We start from the raw sequence: 15,893 nt of genomic DNA on the forward strand, positions 1-15,893 counted from the left end.
TCTATTGCGGCATCTGCCATTCCGACCTGCACCAGGTGCGCAGCGAATGGGCCGGCACGCTTTACCCCTGCGTGCCGGGCCACGAGATCGTCGGCCGCGTCGCCGCCGTCGGCAGCCATGTCCGCAGCCACAAGCCCGGCGATCTTGTCGGCGTCGGCTGCATCGTGGACAGCTGCCAGAACTGCGCCGATTGTGACGAGGGGCTGGAGAATTACTGCGACGGCATGGTCGGCACCTATAACGGCGCGACCCCTGACGCGCCCGGCCACACGCTGGGCGGCTATTCGCAGCAGGTCTTGGTGCATGAACGCTACGTGCTGAAGATCACCCATCCCGAAGACCAGCTTGCCGCGGTGGCGCCGCTGCTCTGCGCCGGGATCACCACGTATTCGCCGCTGCGCCATTGGGGCGCCGGGCCGGGCAGGAAGGTCGGGGTGGTCGGCATCGGCGGCCTGGGCCATATGGGCGTGAAGCTGGCCCATGCCATGGGGGCGCATGTCGTGGGTTTCACCACCTCGGACGCCAAGCGCGCCGATGCGCTGGCCCTTGGCGCCGATGAGGTCGTGGTCTCGCGCAACCCCGACGAGATGGCGGCCCATGCGAAAAGCTTCGACTTCATCCTGAACACCGTCGCCGCCCCGCATGACCTGGACGCCTTCCTGGCGCTCTTGAGGCGCGACGGCACCATGGCGCTGGTCGGCGCACCGGCGACGCCGCATCCCTCGCCCAATGTGTTCAACCTGATCATGAAGCGCCGCAGCCTGGCCGGCTCGATGATCGGCGGCATCCCGGAAACCCAGGAGATGCTGGATTTCTGCGCCGCCCACGGCATCACCGCCGATATCGAGATGATCCGCGCCGATCAGATCGAGGGCGCCTATGAGCGGATGCTGAAGGGCGACGTGAAATACCGCTTCGTCATGGACATCGCCACCATGGCCGCCTGAAAGGAGCCGCAGATGAAGATCACCCGTTCGGGCCAGACGCCCTCGACCGCCGGGCCGGCCGACTGGTTCACCGGCAATGTCCGCATCGACCCGCTGTTCGCGGCCGAGGCGCCCGGCCGCGCCGTCGGGGCCCATGTGACGTTCGAACCGGGCGCGCGCACGGCATGGCACACGCATCCGGCCGGCCAGACCCTGATCGTGACCTTCGGCCGCGGCCGCGTCCAGCGCGAGGGCGGCCCGATCGAGGAGATCCGCCAGGGCGACGTGGTCTGGTTCCCGGCGGGCGAGAAGCACTGGCACGGCGCCGCGCCCGACACCGCCATGAGCCATATCGCCATCCAGGAAGTGATCGACGGATCGGCCGTCAAATGGATGGAGAAGGTCTCGGATGCGGATTACGCAGGCTGAAGGTGGCCCATGCCATACATGGCGAAGGCGGAGATCTGCGTAGTAAACGCGAAGGACGATAGCCAATGCTGAACCGACGGGTCTTTTCGACCGCTCTTCTGACCGCACTGGCCGCACCCTTCGTCAGCCGGGCGACCGCTCAGGCCGCAAGCGAGATGGATTCGCTCGCCAGGGATCTGCCTCAGCTTCATGCGATCATGGTGCAGCGCGGCGAGGATATCGTCCTCGCCGAGGCCTTTCGCGGCCCCGGCCTCGACAGGGTCGCGAATATCAAGTCCTGCTCGAAAAGCATCGTCGCGCTGCTTGCCGGCAGCGCGATCGCGCGCGGGGCGATCGAATCCGTGGATGCGACGCTGGGTGCGGTTGCGCCCTCGATCATTCCGCCGGATGCGACCCCTGGTGCCGCGGATCTGACCATCCAGGATCTGGTCACGTTGCGCGCTGGCCTTGAGGGAACATCGGGCGGCAATTACGGCGCTTGGGTCAATTCCGGCAATTGGGTCGCCTTTGCGCTGCGACGGCCGATGGTCGCTGCGCCGGGCGGGCGCATGATCTATTCGACCGGCACCACCCATGTTCTTGGCGCGGCACTTGCGGTTGCAACGGGCGAAAGCCTGCTCGAGCAGGCGCGCGCGGTTCTCGGCCGCCCCCTGGACATCGAGATCCCCGCCTGGACCCGCGATCCGCTGGGCTTCTATTTCGGCGGCAACGAGATGGCGCTGACGCCGCGCGCCATGCTGCGCATCGCCGTTCTCATGCGGGACGGCGGACGGTTCGGGGGGCGGCAGGTCGTTTCGACCGACTGGATGCGGGCCTCGGTGCGGCCCCATACCCGTTCGCCCTATTCCGGGCTCGACTATGGCTATGGCTGGTTCCTGAGCGAGAGCGGCTTCATCATCGCCCGCGGCTATGGCGGCCAGATCATCGCCGCACATCCCGAACGCGATCTGGCTGTCGCCATTACCTCGGACCCGAATGCGCCTGCCTGGTCGGACGGGCATTTCGGGCGTCTGATGGACCTGCTCGAGGGACCGCTGCTCGCCGGGGCCTGACCAACGGTTGGCGAGGGAGGCACTCGCGGCAAGGTTGTGCGAGGCATCGCGAGTGCTTGACTTGAGAACAGCCGGGGATGCGACCCCGGCAACTGTCAGGACTGACGGAAACGTCACTGATGAGTGTTCCGGTGGAAGATTCATCCTGTCCGCGGGTATCCGGCGGCTTGTCGCCGGCTTCTGTCCGTTTCCGGCATGGAACCGCATAACCTTCGCTGCTTTTCGCCTGATCGCTTGACCCATCGCAGGGTGCTGGGAATGCTGGTTTTCGCAGCAACGGCGTAGTGCATCCTGGTCGCAGGCGGAACGCATCAATCTCTGGCAGCCTGCCGTGAACGATCCCTGACCCCTTTCGTCCGGAGGCTTCCATGATCCTGATCCTGCTTGCCGTCATGCTCACCGCGGTCACCTGCGTGATCGCATGGTATATGGCCACCTGGGCGCTGCCGGTGATGGTTTTTGTCGAGACTTTCAGCTTCATCCACGCCACCGAGGCCGGGTTCCTGCTCTCGGTCCTTGCGGCAGGAACCGCCGCGCTGCTGTCGGTGGGGCTGGTGCTACTGGTGCTGTTCAAGGCGAGGAACCCGATCCTCTGCCTGCTGGCGCGGGCCGTCTTCGTGATCCCCGCGATGATCGCCGGATATGCCGTCGTGCATGGCGTCACCCATGAGGCCATCGAATCCGCCATCGCCCTGAAGCTGCTTTGCGGCACCGCAGGGCTGATCACCGGCATCGCCGCGCTGATGAACCTGAATGGGTTCGGAGAACTGGCGCCGCAGGTCTGATCCCGGTCGTTACGGCCATACCGTCGTAATGCGAACCTTCCGGTCACTCCCGAAGACAGGGCGAGGATTGAAGGAAGAATAATGCAATGAGCCATTTGTTTTAAGGTGAAGGGCTTGGGGCTCTGCCCCTGGCGCGCCGCAAGAAAACTCTTCGGCCTTTCGCGGCATAAACGGCTCCCTCCCCGCAAGCGGGTCCCCTCCAATTATTCCACGGTGCCAAAGACTTCTCTTGCGCCTTGCACCCCCGGTCTCGCCGACGGGCAAGGGTTCAGGAGCAGGCGCTTCGCTGCCCTGAACCCCATAACCGAAAGGACAGAGACATGACCGGCAAGACCAGCACCCCCCGCAACCTCGTCATCAATGCCGATTGCACCCTGGCGATGCAGGCGTTCGGCACCGGCTCGGTGGATTTCATCCTGACCGATCCGCCCTATGTGACCCGCTTCCGCGACCGGCAGGGCCGCACCGTCGCCAACGACGACAACGCCCGCTGGCTGCGTCCCGCCTTCGCCCAGATGCACCGGGTTTTGAAGGATGGCGGTTTCTGTGTCAGCTTCTACGGCTGGAACAAGGTCGATCTGTTCGTGGAGGCGTGGAAGGCGGCGGGCTTCCGCATCGTCGGGCATCTGGTGTTCCGCAAGCGTTACGCCTCATCCGCCCGCTTCCTGCGCTACGAGCACGAACAGGCCTATCTGCTGGCCAAGGGCGATCCGGAATTGCCCGCCAGCCCCGTGCCCGACGTGCTGGATTTCCCCTATACCGGCAACAAGCTGCACCCGACGCAGAAGCCGGTGGCGGCGCTGCGCAGGCTGATCGGGGCGTTCACGAAACCGGGCGATCTGGTTCTGGACCCGTTCAGCGGCAGCGGTTCCACGCTGGCGGCGGCGCATCTGCTGGGCCGCGACTGGCTCGGCGTCGAGCTGGACGTGGCGCATTACCAGACCATCGGCAAGCGGATGGCCGCCCTGCAAGAGCGGGACCGGAAGGCGGCCGCATAGGCCAGCCCCCCAATCCAAGGGCGCCCGTCATGGGGCGGGCGCTGCACCCCACAGTTTCAGGGAAAGGATTTCGACATGCGCTGGATTGTCACGAAGGACCATCACGGCGGCTGCATCGGACTGGGCGAGGACGAGGACGGCGTTCCCGCGCGAGGCAAGCCGGAAGACGGCGATGCCCTGCCGGTGGAGTTCCGGCTTTACACCGCGCGCGGCAGGCTTTTGTTCGAGGGCCGTTGCGGCGACATCGCGGCCGACTGGTGGCACGGCATGGAGCCGTTGCTTTACGCTTGGGCCACGTTCCGTTGCCGCCGCCTGACCTGGCGCCCGGCCGAGACGGATGAACCGTGGCGCCCGCTGCGCCCATAGGCAGGCACCAGCCCAGAACACCACGGCCGCCGGTCCACCTGACCGGCGGCCGTTGCGCGTACGAGGCGCACGGGAAAGGCACCAAAAAAATCGCGCTCGCCGGGCATGGCCCGGCTCGCAAGACAAGGCGAAGACATCGGCTGACGCCCATGGCTGATGCAAACGGCGCGACCGGGGCGGCATAATCCGGACGGGCGGAGACCAACATATATGGGAGCCTGGCCGGATCATGCTGGCGGTATGGGGAAAGGCCGGTAGCCCCGGCTTGATCATGCACGAGGCGACAGCTAGGATCGCCGCATGAAACATACCTTCTTTCCAGCCGTATAAAGCCTCGCTTCACGCCCTGCGTGGATCGAGGCCGTCATCGTCCTGAGCTGCAAGCCATGGCTTGCTTTCGTAGATGACAGTCCGGGCCCTGCCCGGACGAACGGGTATGAATCATGAATATCTCCAGAAACGAGCGCAAGGCGCTTGAAATGCTGTCCTTCGGTGGCCGGGAGATGGTCGAGAAGGACGACGGCAAACGGCTGGTCTCGGCGGATTTCGTCAGCCGCGACGGCTGGTTTCTCGACGGTTTCGGCGTGGCCGAGTTCGAGAACCTGCGCAAAAAGAAGCTGATCGCATCGCGCAACGGCGGACCCTACACCATCACCAGGGCAGGGGTTGCGGCGCTGTCCGTGGCAAGGAATGCGTCGAAGGCGAAATGACCAGGTGCTGCCGTCTGTGACGACGGCGGCAGTGCCGTGACATTCATCTTGCAGGGCAGTATCCGGGCGAGCCCCCTGCGGGGGACGGCTCTATTCGCGCCCCAAGGGGCGCTCACCGAACCCGCAAGCGGTTTCGGCCGATGCCGGTGACGATCCTCTCGCAGTTCGCGGCCAACATATCGCGACAACGGCAAATCCTGCGCGGGTTGTGCCGGACCGGGCGGCGCGATTGCCTGCGCGGCCTCGGGGCGATCCGCTGCGAACATGGAAAAACCCGGCAACCGGAACTGCCGGCCCTCGGCCCCGCGCAAGGGGAACGGCATCGCCGATGAACCAACCCTCGTCCTCGTCGCCGGTCTCGGCGAGCACGCCCGGCAAAGAAATCCACATTGCCGCCGACCCCGCAGCCATACCAGTCCCTGCCGTTCGCATCCCGCCATTCCGTTCGGTGAATGCCCGCCGCGATGCGACCAGCTTCATGCCGGCCCCGCAATAGTGCCGGACGATCCGGCCCAGAGCCGATGCAACGGCAACCATGCCATCCCGCGCCCTCGACCCGACAGCCCGATCCTTCCCGCCCCGACAGCCCCGGCCTTCCGGCGGCGGACGCAAGGCTGACCGGCAAGCCGAAGCGAAGCGGCACCGCCGCGGGTGGTGCGGGTTCCGGGGGCTTTCCCGACAGGACGGCACCGGCGAGAACGCCGCCGTTCCGCGATCCGTCCCCGATCCGCTTCCGGACGAACCAATCCCTCCGCCTGACTGAGCCCCTAACTCCGTGCGGTTTTCACCAACAACCCCCAAGGCTCCGGACCGTGTTGCCGCGCGGGGCGCGGCTGCCCGCCCCACTCCGAAGCCTTGCGGGCAAGCTGCCGCCCGAAAGAGGGCGTCAGTTGCAGGTGCCTCCCGACGGACTTTCCCGGGTCTCGTCGGAGGGAATGGTCCCTCCGGAGAAGCAACGGAGACAGACAATGCAGAACATCGTCATCCTCGCCGGCACCATCCGTCAGGCCCCCGAAACCCGCACCACCCGCAGCGGCACCGATATCACCCGCTTCAAGCTGGTCACCTCGCGCCCGCGCTATTCGGAAGGCCGCGTCGTCCGCGACGAGAAGGGCTATCGGGTCGAGGACGCGGAATGGCACCGCATCGTCACCTTCAACGGTCTGGGCAAGATCGTTCAGCAATACTGCCAGACCGGCATGAAGGTGCTGGTGCGCGGCCGCATCCACTACACGAAATGGCAGGATGCGAAAGGCGAGGAGCGCTACGGCTGCGAGATCATCGCCGAGACGGTGGATTTCCTGAGCCGGGCGCCGCAGTCCGGGACCGACGAGGACGAGGGCCGGTTCATCGACGAAGACGACATCCCCTCCTGAGCGGGAGGCCAGAGGCCCGGCGGCACCAGCCGCCGGGTTTTCCCATGTCCGCACCGGATCGCCCCCGCGACCGCGCCGGCAAGAGAAGGCGTCCCGTCCGGATCGACCGGCCGGGAAGCCTCCGGCGGGGGGCACCCCCCTCCGGACCTCCTCCGGTTTAAAATGTCTCCTTTCGGTCTCTGTCGTCCGGAGGATTGCACCTGCCGCTGCGCTGTCGAGGACGAGCGGTCCCCCCAATTTTCAGCCGCCGCCCGATGGGCGTCGTCAGGAAATCGGTTCCCCCACTCGCCGCCAAGGCGGTCGCTGCGCGATCCCCGACAGCTTGCGGCGACGGTGCTGCCTCCTCCCGTCAGAGACCGAAAGGAGACATGCCATGACCAACCGCACCCACTCCTCCATCGACGCAGGCGACCCGGCCTACTGGCGCGACCGCCAGCGCGCCTTCCGGCTGATCCGCGAGGCCGAGCTTGCGTTGCAGCGCCAGGCCGAGGCGCCGCAATATCTGCACGGCGGCTACGACGAGAACGGCGACGTGATCGCCATCGAGAACCTCGCGCCCGAGGACGACCTGATCGCAGCGGTCTGCGCGATCGAGGCCGACCCCACGGCCATCGGCATCCTCGCCGCCCAGGGCCGCACCCGTATCGGCTGGTGCCCCGTCGATGCCGTCATCCGCGACCTCGACGGCACGGCCCGCTTCGCCGAGGATCCGGCGCGCAACCCGCTCTGGGGACCGGACACCGACTGAGCCCCACGGAAGGCGGCCCCGGCCGCCTTCCCCTCCGCCGCTGCCGGCAGGAGCGCCGCCGGCCGGATCGACCGGCCGCCGGCGCTGACGAAAGGGGGGCGTGGCGCCGCCCCTCTCGCGCTCACCCCCATGAAGGAAGGGGCTGGAAGCCCCCTCCTTCAAACATCCTCCCCCTGGGGAAGGAGACGGTTCCCTCCTTCCTTCCCCAGACCCCATCCTTCTCCCGGACTGGTGAAACAGGGGCTTGGGAAAAGGGGCTGGGGACCGAGGCAGCGCCACGGCGCCACCGTTGGGCATCGCATAATCGTCGGCGCGTGGGCGGGTACGGCGCATTTTGCTTCGGAGCGGAAGGGAAACCGGCGTCCGCCAGCGAAAGGGGCGGACATCCGTGGAATTTCGGTGGCTGCGGAAAAGAGCCAAGAGCCCATCTAAGAGGCTGAAAATAATGGATAAAACGCAGAATCCACTTGCGTTAGGATCTTGTTTTTGCTAGACTATTCCTAAGGCGCTGAGGTGGTCGTCACCGCCCGCCGCCATGCTCCCCGCACTGCGGGGCCGGGGTGGTGAAAGGGGTCGGATGGATCGGTCCCCGAAGCCGGAGACAAGTCCATGCATACCGCGACATTCGAAATCAACATCCCCAGCAACCCGCTGGCCAGGCGCATCAACCTCGAGGACATCGAGATGGGCATTGATGCCGATACCGGGGTCAAGGCCCGCGCCAGCCGCGACAGCATGACCCTGACGGTCATTGTCCGCGCAGCCGATGCCGCAGACGCCGCCAACTGGCTGCAGAAGGCGGGCCTGATCTGACCCCGCCAACGGAGGCGCGGAAACGACCCGCGCATATGCCAAGGAGAACCGCCATGACCACCGCCCAGATCGTCATTCCCTTTGCCGCCGCCCGCGCCGCCGCAACGAAGGCGAGCTGGCCGGCCGACGCATGCGCGACCGCATGGCTGGAAAGCAGGATCGACGTAGTTTTTTCGCGCAAACGGAACGGCGACATCAAGGTCGACGTCGAGATCGAGCATCTGCCGACCATGGCCCAGCTGGTCCACGATGTCATCACCTGACCGCCACAAGCGCCACGTCCAGACCGGAGAACAGCCATGACCTGCGAAACCGAAACCACCGCCCTCGCGGCGAAGATCCACGCCGAATGCGAGTTCTGCTTCGACCGCAACGACATCCACGAAGCCCTCGAACTGCTCGGCCAGATGGTCGAATACGGCTCGACCACCCCGGCGGAGATCGAGGAATTCCTCCGCATGCGCCGGGAGCGATACGAGGCCGAGCTCTACGGCACCTGAATGCGCCAGCGGGATCGGAAGCCCCGCCAAGGCAGATGCCTGGCGGGGCCGCGCCAGTGGAAAGGGCCGGATCGTTCGGCCCTGCAACCGGACCGGAGAGACATCATGAACAACCCGACCACCGTGACCGAATTGATGGCCGAAGCCGCCAACGCCCTGATCCGCCGCGACCCGCACCGGCTCGAAGAACTGGAGCGGATCAGCAGGGGCTGGATGCAGACCCGGGACGAGGAACTGGCCCAGATCATCCTCTTGCAGGCGATGGCCGAGGCCGCCGACCTCCTCATCGACACCTCGAGCGAGATCGAGAGCGCCTGACGCCGCCAGCGGAAGTCGTTCAGCGCCGTCGGCGGGTTTCGCCCCGCAGCAAGGTCAGGTATTCCCCACCGACCATGGCCCGCGCCTCGGCGAGGATGCGGGCCAGCTGCCGGCGTTCGGAGGCCGATTTCCACTCGGCGGCGCTGAGCCCGTTGAAATCCGACCGGAACAGGACGCCGGCGATGTCGCGGCGCGAGGCGCCGGATGCGGCCCCGTCCCAGGCGCGCAGCATCAGGACCGCCCGTTGCCGCTCGGACGCCGACAACGCCTGCAGGGACGGGATCGGCCTGACCGGCCTGCCGGTCAGCAGCCGGTGGAACCGCCGGATGCCGTTCAGCCGGAGCATCAGATCCTCGTCGAGCGGCACCAGGACCGCCAGCCTGATCCGGGCCGCGCCACGGGGAAACCAGAGCCGGTGATCGCCGCCCGCATCCGCGACGATTCCGTGCAGCCCGTCACGGGCGTGCAACACCGGTGCCAACGACAGGTCGGCCGGCCCAAGCAGCGCTGGCCGGTCGTAGCCCTCGGGTGCCGCGGTCAGGATCAGGGCCGCAGGAAACGCATCGGGCCGCCAGAGCGGCCGGGCCTCCGATGCCGGAAGGGCGGGATCGACCGGGAAACATCAGCCCCCAGCGGCGGGCCATCCGGGCGATCTCCTCTCTCGTGGCATCGGCGACGGGCGCCCCGCGCCCGATATGCTTGCGGATCCGGGAATACTCCGCCCGATAGCGGCGGTTGCGGCGCAGGAACTGGAAGGTCATCCGGGCGCGGTCGAGCGCCCGGAACCGGTCGTCATAGCCCGGAGACCTCCAGTCGGTGGAAGACGGCATGGCTCTGTTCTCCATCGGAAGGAAAGGCGGGTCGGATGCCGGGAGTATGCGGACAACCGGCAATTGTGCGAAGATCGCTGCGGGGAATACGGGGCAGGCGCAAATGATACAAAAGCGCAGACAAATAGGGCCGACGTTCCCCCGCGTCAGCGCAAGCCGGGTTTCAGAAGCTGACGGTAGCCGGCCTCGGTCATCCAGCGCGCCCGGGCCAGGTGGCTGTCATGGATGCGCTTCGCCCGGTCCGGATCGGCGTCCACGTCGAGGCCGAAGACGATCCGCGCCACCTCGCGCCAGTCGGCGCCTTCCTCTTCAGCGTCGAGCAGCCGCAGATAGGTGGTCAGATGGGCCTCGTCGTAGCCGGTCAGCCGTTCCGACTGCGGCGGGGTCTCCTCGAAGGCGTCAGCGGCCATGGGGCTCTCCTGTATCCGAGCCGTGTCCAGGATGGGGGACGCGGCGTTCCCTTTCTAGGGGAAACAACGATACCGGGTATCGGGCATTTCGGAATACACAGATTCCGGAATGGGCATGAGCGTGTCCCGGCGATCGGCGCAAACCTGCGAATTGTCGCGCGAACGGGCAAACAGCCGCCGACCGCCTACTCCTTGTCGCGGCGCAGCAGCTCCACCGGATCGACCTCGAGCACCGCGGCGAGCTTTTCCAGCATGTCGACCGTCGCCGCGTTCTCCTCGCGCTCCAGCATGCCGACATAGTTCCGGTTGATGTCCGCACGGTCGGCAAGCTCCTCCTGCGACAGGGATTTCTCCTGTCTCAGCCGGCGCAGATTCCTGGCAACTCGCTCCCGCAGTCTCATGCCGGAGGAGTCGCCGGGCACCCGATCCGGCGCCACCCAGTATAATGGTGATTCGTGAGCCGGCAAAGCTTTTCGTCAACCGGGCTCCGGCGCTCGGCGAAGGGGGTGACAAAAACCGGCCCGTCATTCTGTCACTCCGGCCTGGTGCCGCTTTTGCGCCATCGTCGCCGCAATCCCGCCTCTCCGGCGGGCCTTGCGACGGAGACCGACGATGCAAAACAACCCCGATCCCGCCTGGCCGCGCTTCGTGCGCACCGAGGAAGCCGCCCGGCTTCTGGACCTTTCGCCCCGCACGCTGGAAAAGCATCGCTGTGGCGGCACCGGCCCGGTCTACCGCAAGCTCGGCGGTCGTGTCGTCTACACCCTCGCCGATCTGCGCGCCTGGATCGAAGGCTCGGCGCGCCAGTCCACCTCGGAAATGGCGAAAGCGTCCGGAAGACCCGACCGCGCCTTCGCCGGAACCGGGAGGCCGAGCCGGTGAGCGGGCCGGTCTCCGTGCGCCGCATCTGCGACGGCCGGCAGATGGACCTGTTCCGGCCGGGCGCCCGCGATATCGCCGCGCGCGATTCCCGCGACCTGATGTCCTGGCCGTTCTTCTCGCTGGCCAAGTCGCGCCGGGTGGTGCCGATCGATTTCCATATGGGCGCGGTCTCGATCCGCGTCGAGGCGACGCCGGAACACGGCATGGCGACGATCTGGGATGCCGATATCCTGATCTGGGCCGCGAGCCAGATCGTCGAGGCCCGCAACCACGGCTTGCGCACCTCCCGCCTGATGGCCGCGACGCCCTACGAGATCCTCACCTTCATCGGTCGAACCGATTCCGGTCTCGGGTATCGCCGCCTGAAGGCCGCCCTCGACCGGTTGCAATCGACGACCGTCGCCACCTCGATCCGCCAGCCGGCGGAGCGGCGGCGGCACCGCTTTTCCTGGATCAACGAATGGAAGGAACTGCTCGACGAGCGGCGCCGGCCGCTCGGGATCGAGCTGATCCTGCCCGACTGGTTCTATGCCGGCGTGATGGACGATGCGCTGGTCCTGACCATCGACCGGGCCTATTTCGACCTGACGGGCGGGCTGGAGCGCTGGCTCTATCGCCTGGTGCGCCGCCATGGCGGCCGGCAGCCCGGCGGCTGGAGTTTCGATCTCCGGCACCTGTACCTGAAATCCGGCAGCCTTTCGCCCTTCAAGCGCTTCGCCTTCGAAGTCCGGGCCATCGTCCAAAAACAGCCGCTGCCCGGCTATCGCCTGTCGTTCGCCGTCGGTTCCGACGGGCTGCCCCGCCTGTGTTTCCAACCCGAAGACAACGATCCGCGCCGGCCCTAGGGCGGCGGGATCAGACTGTGAACAAGCTGTGGAACCTCTCGTACTATCCGGAACCCCTCGACCCGTACTATCGGGAACCCGATCCTCGTACTATCGGGAACCCGGAGGCCGTGTAACCCTGCTGAATCCGAACAGGAATTCAGCCCCTCCTAACTTACCTAACTTAAGGAATCCTAACATTGTAGGGGCGCGACAGGCGGTGGATAACGCCGTTTTGTCCCTTAAATCGGAGACTGACCGCGCGAAGAACGGGGGTGATGAATGAGTATTCGTCACCCCGAAGCACCGAGGCCAGATCCTGCCCCGCTCACTCTCGTGGACCTGATCTGGCAGGAGAAGCGGGTCGAGCACTGGCTGCGCTTCGGGCGCTTCTGCCACGAACATCGGATTGACAGCCAGCGCCGGACCCTCGGCTTCTTGCCCGGCAATGTCTTTGCCCTCGTGCGCTGGGCGGGGAACGATTTCGGCACCGTGGTTTCGCGCATCGACATCCTGCGCGCCGTCGGGCCGGGCGATCCGTTCCAGACGCTGCCCTGCGTCCGTCCCGGCGCCGAGATCCTGCTGCGTGTTTCTGGCTGGCCAAAGGTCGAACGGGTGCTGCAGGCAGTCGATGCCATCGAGGCGCTGGGCATCGATCCTAGCCTCGTGTCGCCGGAACACTGGCGGCATGTCCATAACCGCATGACCGCGGGAGAGCCGTTCCGGACCTACACCAAGGCTCAGCATGTCGCCTGGCTGAAGCGTCGCGCGGTGATGCCTGGCGATCCCAAGAATGGGCATGAGGCCCCTGAGGCGCGTCCAGAGGCGCGCAGGACATGACCGCTTCTCACGCTCACATTTCGCTGCCGCTGCGCGTGCTGGATCTCTTCAGCGGCGCCGCGGGCGGCTGGTCGCTCGGGTTGCACCGGGCAGGCTTCATCACCATCGCCGCCTGCGAGATCGTGGAATGGCGGCGCATCCTCTATTCGGAGAATTTTCCGCATGTCAGACTCTACGCCGATGTCCGAACCCTCACGGCAGCTCGACTTGTTTCCGACCTCGGCTGCCTGCCCGAGATCATCGTCGGCTCGCCGCCCTGCCAGGACATCAGCAGCGCCAACACCAAGGGCAAGGGCATCGAGGGCGAACGCTCGGGCCTCTATCTCGAAGCCGTGCGGCTGGTCGGAGACTGCCGGCCTCGCTGGTTCGCTTTTGAAAACAGAATGGTCCCGTCCTCCCGAGCCCTCGCCCGCAGAATGCGGGATCCTGGTGCAGCCGCCCTGAGCGGCGACCGTATGTGAGTTTGATACGTGCGACGAACGCGCGCGGATCGCGGAACGGGCTCGGACCACGGATCCAGAACGACGGAAAGGACTGGCGAAATGCCGGATTATACCTGTTGCAGAAAAAGTCCCCATGTGAGCCCTGTGCTCCGAACTCGCGGCGCCGACCGGCTGCTCGATGAATTGGAAGCGCTCGGCTACGCCTGCTGGCCATGCGTGGTGGGTGCTGCGGATATCGGCGCCAACCATGTCCGCAAGCGCTCCTGGCTCATCGGTTGCGATCCCGGGCAGCTTGCCGACACCCGTGTCGCAGTCCCAGCAGGGAGGCATGCGGATGGAGGGCGGATCGGGGGCGCGGAAGGCGATGAAAGCCTCGGGCCTCCACGACCTGTTCCGCAACCGCCCGCTGCCGACGCCGATGGCCTCGGACGGGATGAGGGACGGCGCCGGCGGCGGCGCGGGCTCGACATATCCGCTGCGGATGATCCTGGCGACGCCGCGCAAGACCGACGCCGATCGCGGCGGCCGGGGCGATCTGTTGAGCCAGTTGCAAGGCCACAACAGCCGCCATGCCGGGATGATGGGGACGCCGACGGCGAACGCGGCGCCACGGGGCAGCGTGCTGCGCCGGCGGAAGGGCCGGATGACCTCGGATCAGGACCGTTTCGACCGCACGCCGACGATCGGCGAGGCGCTGCATTTCGACGGACGGGCGCCGGAAACCCTGCCGACGCCGACCAAGCGCGACAGCCGCATGGACGGCTGGAGCCCGGCCTACGACCGCCGGAAATCCCCGACCATGGACGCTGTGATGGCCAGAGCGATGGATGGCGCGATGACGGACCGGGCACCGGACAAATGGGCCGGGGCGCGGGCACTGGCGGCGATCTTGCGGAGCCATGGCCTGACTGGAACGGCGGCATTGCCCATCACCTACGCATGGATGATGGGATTTCCGCCTGGCTGGCTCGCATGCGCATTGCACTCGGCAGTCGCAAAGGGACGTCTGCGGCGAGCCTGATCGTCGAGGCCTTCGGCGACGCGGTGGTGCCGCAGATCCCCGAGGCCATTGGCCGCGCCATCCTGCGCACCGAGGCCGCGCTGAACGCGGTCCTCGGGGGCGCATCGGCGGATGGTCCCGCTGCGGGTGCCGCATTCACCAGCGCAGACGGCGGCAATGCCGGTGCCGACGATCATGCAGGCGCCGGTCGCACCGACGATTCATCCACCGACGATCCTGCGGAACACGGGGGTGCGTCATGAGCCGCAGAGCCCGCGCCAGCTATCTCGCCGCCACCGGCCTTGCCGTGCTGGTGATCGGCGCCGTTTCCATCGCCGACATCGCGCCGCGGCTGATCTGGAACGCCAGTGCCAGCCTGCCGCTCGGGCTCTACCGCCTCGAACCGCCGACCATGCTCGCCCTCGGCGATCTGGTCGCGGTCATGCTGCCTGAGCCGCTGGCGCAGTTCATCACCGCGCGCGGCTATGTCGGCCCCGGCGTGCCGCTGCTGAAGCGCGTCGCCGCCCTTCCCGGCACGCGGGTCTGCCGCAGCGGTGCCACGATCATCGTCCACGGCCAGCCCATCGGCATGGCGCGCGAGCGCGACCGCCGCGGCCGGCTGCTGCCCGTCTGGCAGGGCTGCCGGGTCGTCGGAGAACACGAAGTCTTTCTCATGAACCGGGAGGTCGGGGACAGCCTCGACGGCCGCTATTTCGGCCCGCTCCCACTCAGCAGCGTCACTGCCCGCATCGTCCCGTTCTGGACCGATGCGGAAGGCGACGGCCGCTTTCGCCGGCCTGCCGCTGACGCTCTGAACCTCTCTCCAACCGCAACCGAAGGAACCAACTGATGCCACAGATCGGAGAATTCACCCGCACGCAAACCGGCTACGAGGGGCGCGTCCGCACCGTCACGCTCGACCTCAATCTGGTCTTCGTGCCGACCCGCAATGCCGATATCGAGAAGGCGCCGGATTACCGCATCCATCTCGACACCGAGGACGGCCCGGAGATCGGCGCCGGCTGGACCCATAGCGGCGAGAAGGCCGGAACCTATATCTCGGTCGCCCTCGACGATCCGGCACTCGTGCAGCCGATCCGCGCCCGGCTGTTCCAGTCCGACGAGCAGGGCCGCAACTGGGGCCTGCACTGGTCGCGCCCGAGAAAGCGCGACGAGCGGGACTGAGCCATGCCGTTCTTCGTCCCTCACCAAGCAGACGGGCGAGCTGGCGCCGCCCGTCGTGCTGCCGCCCTTCTTCTTTCCGGCCTGATCCTCGCCGCCTTCCCGGCTGCCGGCCTGCTGGCGCAGACCGTGCAGCCGGTGCTGCGGCAGGACAGCGATCCCTTCGCCGCCCATGTGGCGGAAGCCTCGCTGCGCTTCGGCATCCCGCCTCACTGGATCCGCGCCGTGCAGCATGTCGAGAGCCGCGGCAATTCGCAGGCCGTCTCGCCCAAAGGGGCGATGGGGCTGATGCAGATCATGCCGGAGACATGGGCGGCGCTGCGCGCCCGCCATGCTCTCGGCAGCGACCCGTTCGATTCGCGCGACAACATCCACGCCGGTACCGCCTATCTGCGCGAGATGCATGATCGTTACGGCAGCATCGCCGGCATGCTGGCCGCTTACAATGCCGGGCCGGGACG

The 15,893-nt window shown here is 66.8% G+C and carries 26 protein-coding genes; 22 read left to right on the plus strand and 4 right to left on the minus strand.

Features of this window, described 5'->3' with window-relative positions; all coding sequences use genetic code 11:
- The 13 genes from AQY21_RS12975 to AQY21_RS13035 form a co-directional block, all read left to right on the plus strand.
- Positions 1-947, plus strand: a 947-nt coding sequence (locus AQY21_RS12975; RefSeq protein ID WP_058098067.1) for an NAD(P)-dependent alcohol dehydrogenase, incomplete at its 5' end; no start/stop codon positions are given.
- 12 nt (positions 948-959) lie between these two features.
- Positions 960-1,355, plus strand: a complete 396-nt coding sequence (locus AQY21_RS12980) for a cupin domain-containing protein (RefSeq protein WP_058098068.1) — start codon at positions 960-962, stop codon at positions 1,353-1,355.
- Positions 1,356-1,420: 65 nt separating this feature from the next.
- Positions 1,421-2,407 (plus strand): serine hydrolase, encoded by a 987-nt coding sequence (locus tag AQY21_RS12985; RefSeq protein WP_058098069.1) that lies wholly within the window; start codon positions 1,421-1,423, stop codon positions 2,405-2,407.
- A gap of 368 nt (positions 2,408-2,775) precedes the next feature.
- Positions 2,776-3,192 carry a hypothetical protein gene (locus AQY21_RS12990; RefSeq protein WP_058098070.1) on the plus strand — a complete coding sequence of 139 codons (417 nt, stop codon included), beginning with the start codon at positions 2,776-2,778 and terminating at the stop codon, positions 3,190-3,192.
- Between the two features lie 320 nt (positions 3,193-3,512).
- Complete coding sequence (locus AQY21_RS12995) at positions 3,513-4,190, plus strand: DNA methyltransferase (RefSeq protein WP_058098071.1); 678 nt, start codon at positions 3,513-3,515, stop codon at positions 4,188-4,190.
- Positions 4,191-4,265: 75 nt separating this feature from the next.
- Positions 4,266-4,556 (plus strand): hypothetical protein, encoded by a 291-nt coding sequence (locus AQY21_RS13000; RefSeq protein ID WP_058098072.1) that lies wholly within the window; start codon positions 4,266-4,268, stop codon positions 4,554-4,556.
- A 443-nt stretch (positions 4,557-4,999) separates the two neighbouring features.
- Positions 5,000-5,266 (plus strand): YjhX family toxin, encoded by a 267-nt coding sequence (locus tag AQY21_RS13005; RefSeq protein WP_058098073.1) that lies wholly within the window; start codon positions 5,000-5,002, stop codon positions 5,264-5,266.
- 968 nt (positions 5,267-6,234) lie between these two features.
- Complete coding sequence (locus AQY21_RS13010) at positions 6,235-6,642, plus strand: single-stranded DNA-binding protein (RefSeq protein WP_058098074.1); 408 nt, start codon at positions 6,235-6,237, stop codon at positions 6,640-6,642.
- Between the two features lie 373 nt (positions 6,643-7,015).
- Positions 7,016-7,390 carry a hypothetical protein gene (locus tag AQY21_RS13015; RefSeq protein WP_058098075.1) on the plus strand — a complete coding sequence of 125 codons (375 nt, stop codon included), beginning with the start codon at positions 7,016-7,018 and terminating at the stop codon, positions 7,388-7,390.
- Positions 7,391-7,999: 609 nt separating this feature from the next.
- Positions 8,000-8,203: a hypothetical protein gene (locus AQY21_RS13020; RefSeq protein WP_058098076.1), complete on the plus strand. Its 204-nt coding sequence runs from the start codon at positions 8,000-8,002 to the stop codon at positions 8,201-8,203.
- Between the two features lie 53 nt (positions 8,204-8,256).
- Positions 8,257-8,466, plus strand: a complete 210-nt coding sequence (locus AQY21_RS13025; RefSeq protein ID WP_058098077.1) for a hypothetical protein — start codon at positions 8,257-8,259, stop codon at positions 8,464-8,466.
- A gap of 36 nt (positions 8,467-8,502) precedes the next feature.
- Positions 8,503-8,703, plus strand: a complete 201-nt coding sequence (locus AQY21_RS13030) for a hypothetical protein (protein WP_058098078.1) — start codon at positions 8,503-8,505, stop codon at positions 8,701-8,703.
- A gap of 105 nt (positions 8,704-8,808) precedes the next feature.
- A complete protein-coding gene (locus tag AQY21_RS13035) occupies positions 8,809-9,021 on the plus strand; it encodes a hypothetical protein (RefSeq protein WP_058098079.1) in 213 nt (70 codons plus the stop codon).
- A gap of 19 nt (positions 9,022-9,040) precedes the next feature.
- On the opposite strand, the gene AQY21_RS27830 is transcribed toward AQY21_RS13035, so the two are convergent.
- The 4 genes from AQY21_RS27830 to AQY21_RS13050 form a co-directional block, all read right to left on the minus strand.
- A complete protein-coding gene (locus AQY21_RS27830) occupies positions 9,041-9,490 on the minus strand; it encodes a DUF2285 domain-containing protein (protein ID WP_082658092.1) in 450 nt (149 codons plus the stop codon).
- Positions 9,477-9,866, minus strand: a complete 390-nt coding sequence (locus AQY21_RS29740) for a transcriptional regulator domain-containing protein (protein ID WP_369807766.1) — start codon at positions 9,864-9,866, stop codon at positions 9,477-9,479. Before AQY21_RS29740 ends, AQY21_RS27830 begins: the two co-directional genes overlap by 14 nt.
- A gap of 131 nt (positions 9,867-9,997) precedes the next feature.
- Complete coding sequence (locus tag AQY21_RS13045; RefSeq protein ID WP_058098080.1) at positions 9,998-10,261, minus strand: DNA -binding domain-containing protein; 264 nt, start codon at positions 10,259-10,261, stop codon at positions 9,998-10,000.
- A gap of 185 nt (positions 10,262-10,446) precedes the next feature.
- The gene (locus tag AQY21_RS13050; RefSeq protein WP_058098081.1) at positions 10,447-10,662 is read right to left on the minus strand and encodes a helix-turn-helix domain-containing protein; all 216 of its coding nucleotides are present in this window, start codon (positions 10,660-10,662) and stop codon (positions 10,447-10,449) included.
- Positions 10,663-10,873: 211 nt separating this feature from the next.
- Between AQY21_RS13050 and AQY21_RS13055 the strand changes: the two genes are divergently transcribed.
- The 9 genes from AQY21_RS13055 to AQY21_RS13095 form a co-directional block, all read left to right on the plus strand.
- A complete protein-coding gene (locus AQY21_RS13055; RefSeq protein ID WP_058098082.1) occupies positions 10,874-11,143 on the plus strand; it encodes an AlpA family transcriptional regulator in 270 nt (89 codons plus the stop codon).
- Between the two features lie 41 nt (positions 11,144-11,184).
- Entirely contained in the window at positions 11,185-11,988 is an 804-nt protein-coding gene (locus AQY21_RS13060) for a replication initiator protein A (RefSeq protein ID WP_058098089.1), read from the plus strand.
- Positions 11,989-12,249: 261 nt separating this feature from the next.
- Positions 12,250-12,807: a DUF2840 domain-containing protein gene (locus AQY21_RS13065; RefSeq protein WP_058098083.1), complete on the plus strand. Its 558-nt coding sequence runs from the start codon at positions 12,250-12,252 to the stop codon at positions 12,805-12,807.
- Positions 12,804-13,268: a DNA cytosine methyltransferase gene (locus AQY21_RS13070; protein WP_058098084.1), complete on the plus strand. Its 465-nt coding sequence runs from the start codon at positions 12,804-12,806 to the stop codon at positions 13,266-13,268. The genes AQY21_RS13065 and AQY21_RS13070 overlap by 4 nt, the downstream gene beginning before the upstream one ends.
- Before the next feature lie 316 nt (positions 13,269-13,584).
- On the plus strand, positions 13,585-14,271 hold the full coding sequence (locus AQY21_RS13075; RefSeq protein ID WP_238986771.1) for a hypothetical protein: 687 nt from the start codon (positions 13,585-13,587) through the stop codon (positions 14,269-14,271).
- On the plus strand, positions 14,223-14,513 hold the full coding sequence (locus AQY21_RS13080) for a hypothetical protein (protein WP_058098085.1): 291 nt from the start codon (positions 14,223-14,225) through the stop codon (positions 14,511-14,513). The genes AQY21_RS13075 and AQY21_RS13080 overlap by 49 nt, the downstream gene beginning before the upstream one ends.
- On the plus strand, positions 14,510-15,100 hold the full coding sequence (locus tag AQY21_RS13085) for a S26 family signal peptidase (protein WP_058098086.1): 591 nt from the start codon (positions 14,510-14,512) through the stop codon (positions 15,098-15,100). The genes AQY21_RS13080 and AQY21_RS13085 overlap by 4 nt, the downstream gene beginning before the upstream one ends.
- Positions 15,100-15,435: a DUF736 domain-containing protein gene (locus AQY21_RS13090; protein ID WP_058098087.1), complete on the plus strand. Its 336-nt coding sequence runs from the start codon at positions 15,100-15,102 to the stop codon at positions 15,433-15,435. The genes AQY21_RS13085 and AQY21_RS13090 overlap by 1 nt, the downstream gene beginning before the upstream one ends.
- A 3-nt stretch (positions 15,436-15,438) precedes the next feature.
- On the plus strand, positions 15,439-15,893 hold a 455-nt coding region (locus tag AQY21_RS13095; RefSeq protein ID WP_152988220.1), incomplete at its 3' end, for a lytic transglycosylase domain-containing protein.

The sequence above is a fragment of the Paracoccus sp. MKU1 genome (assembly GCF_001447385.1).
Taxonomy (GTDB): domain Bacteria; phylum Pseudomonadota; class Alphaproteobacteria; order Rhodobacterales; family Rhodobacteraceae; genus Paracoccus.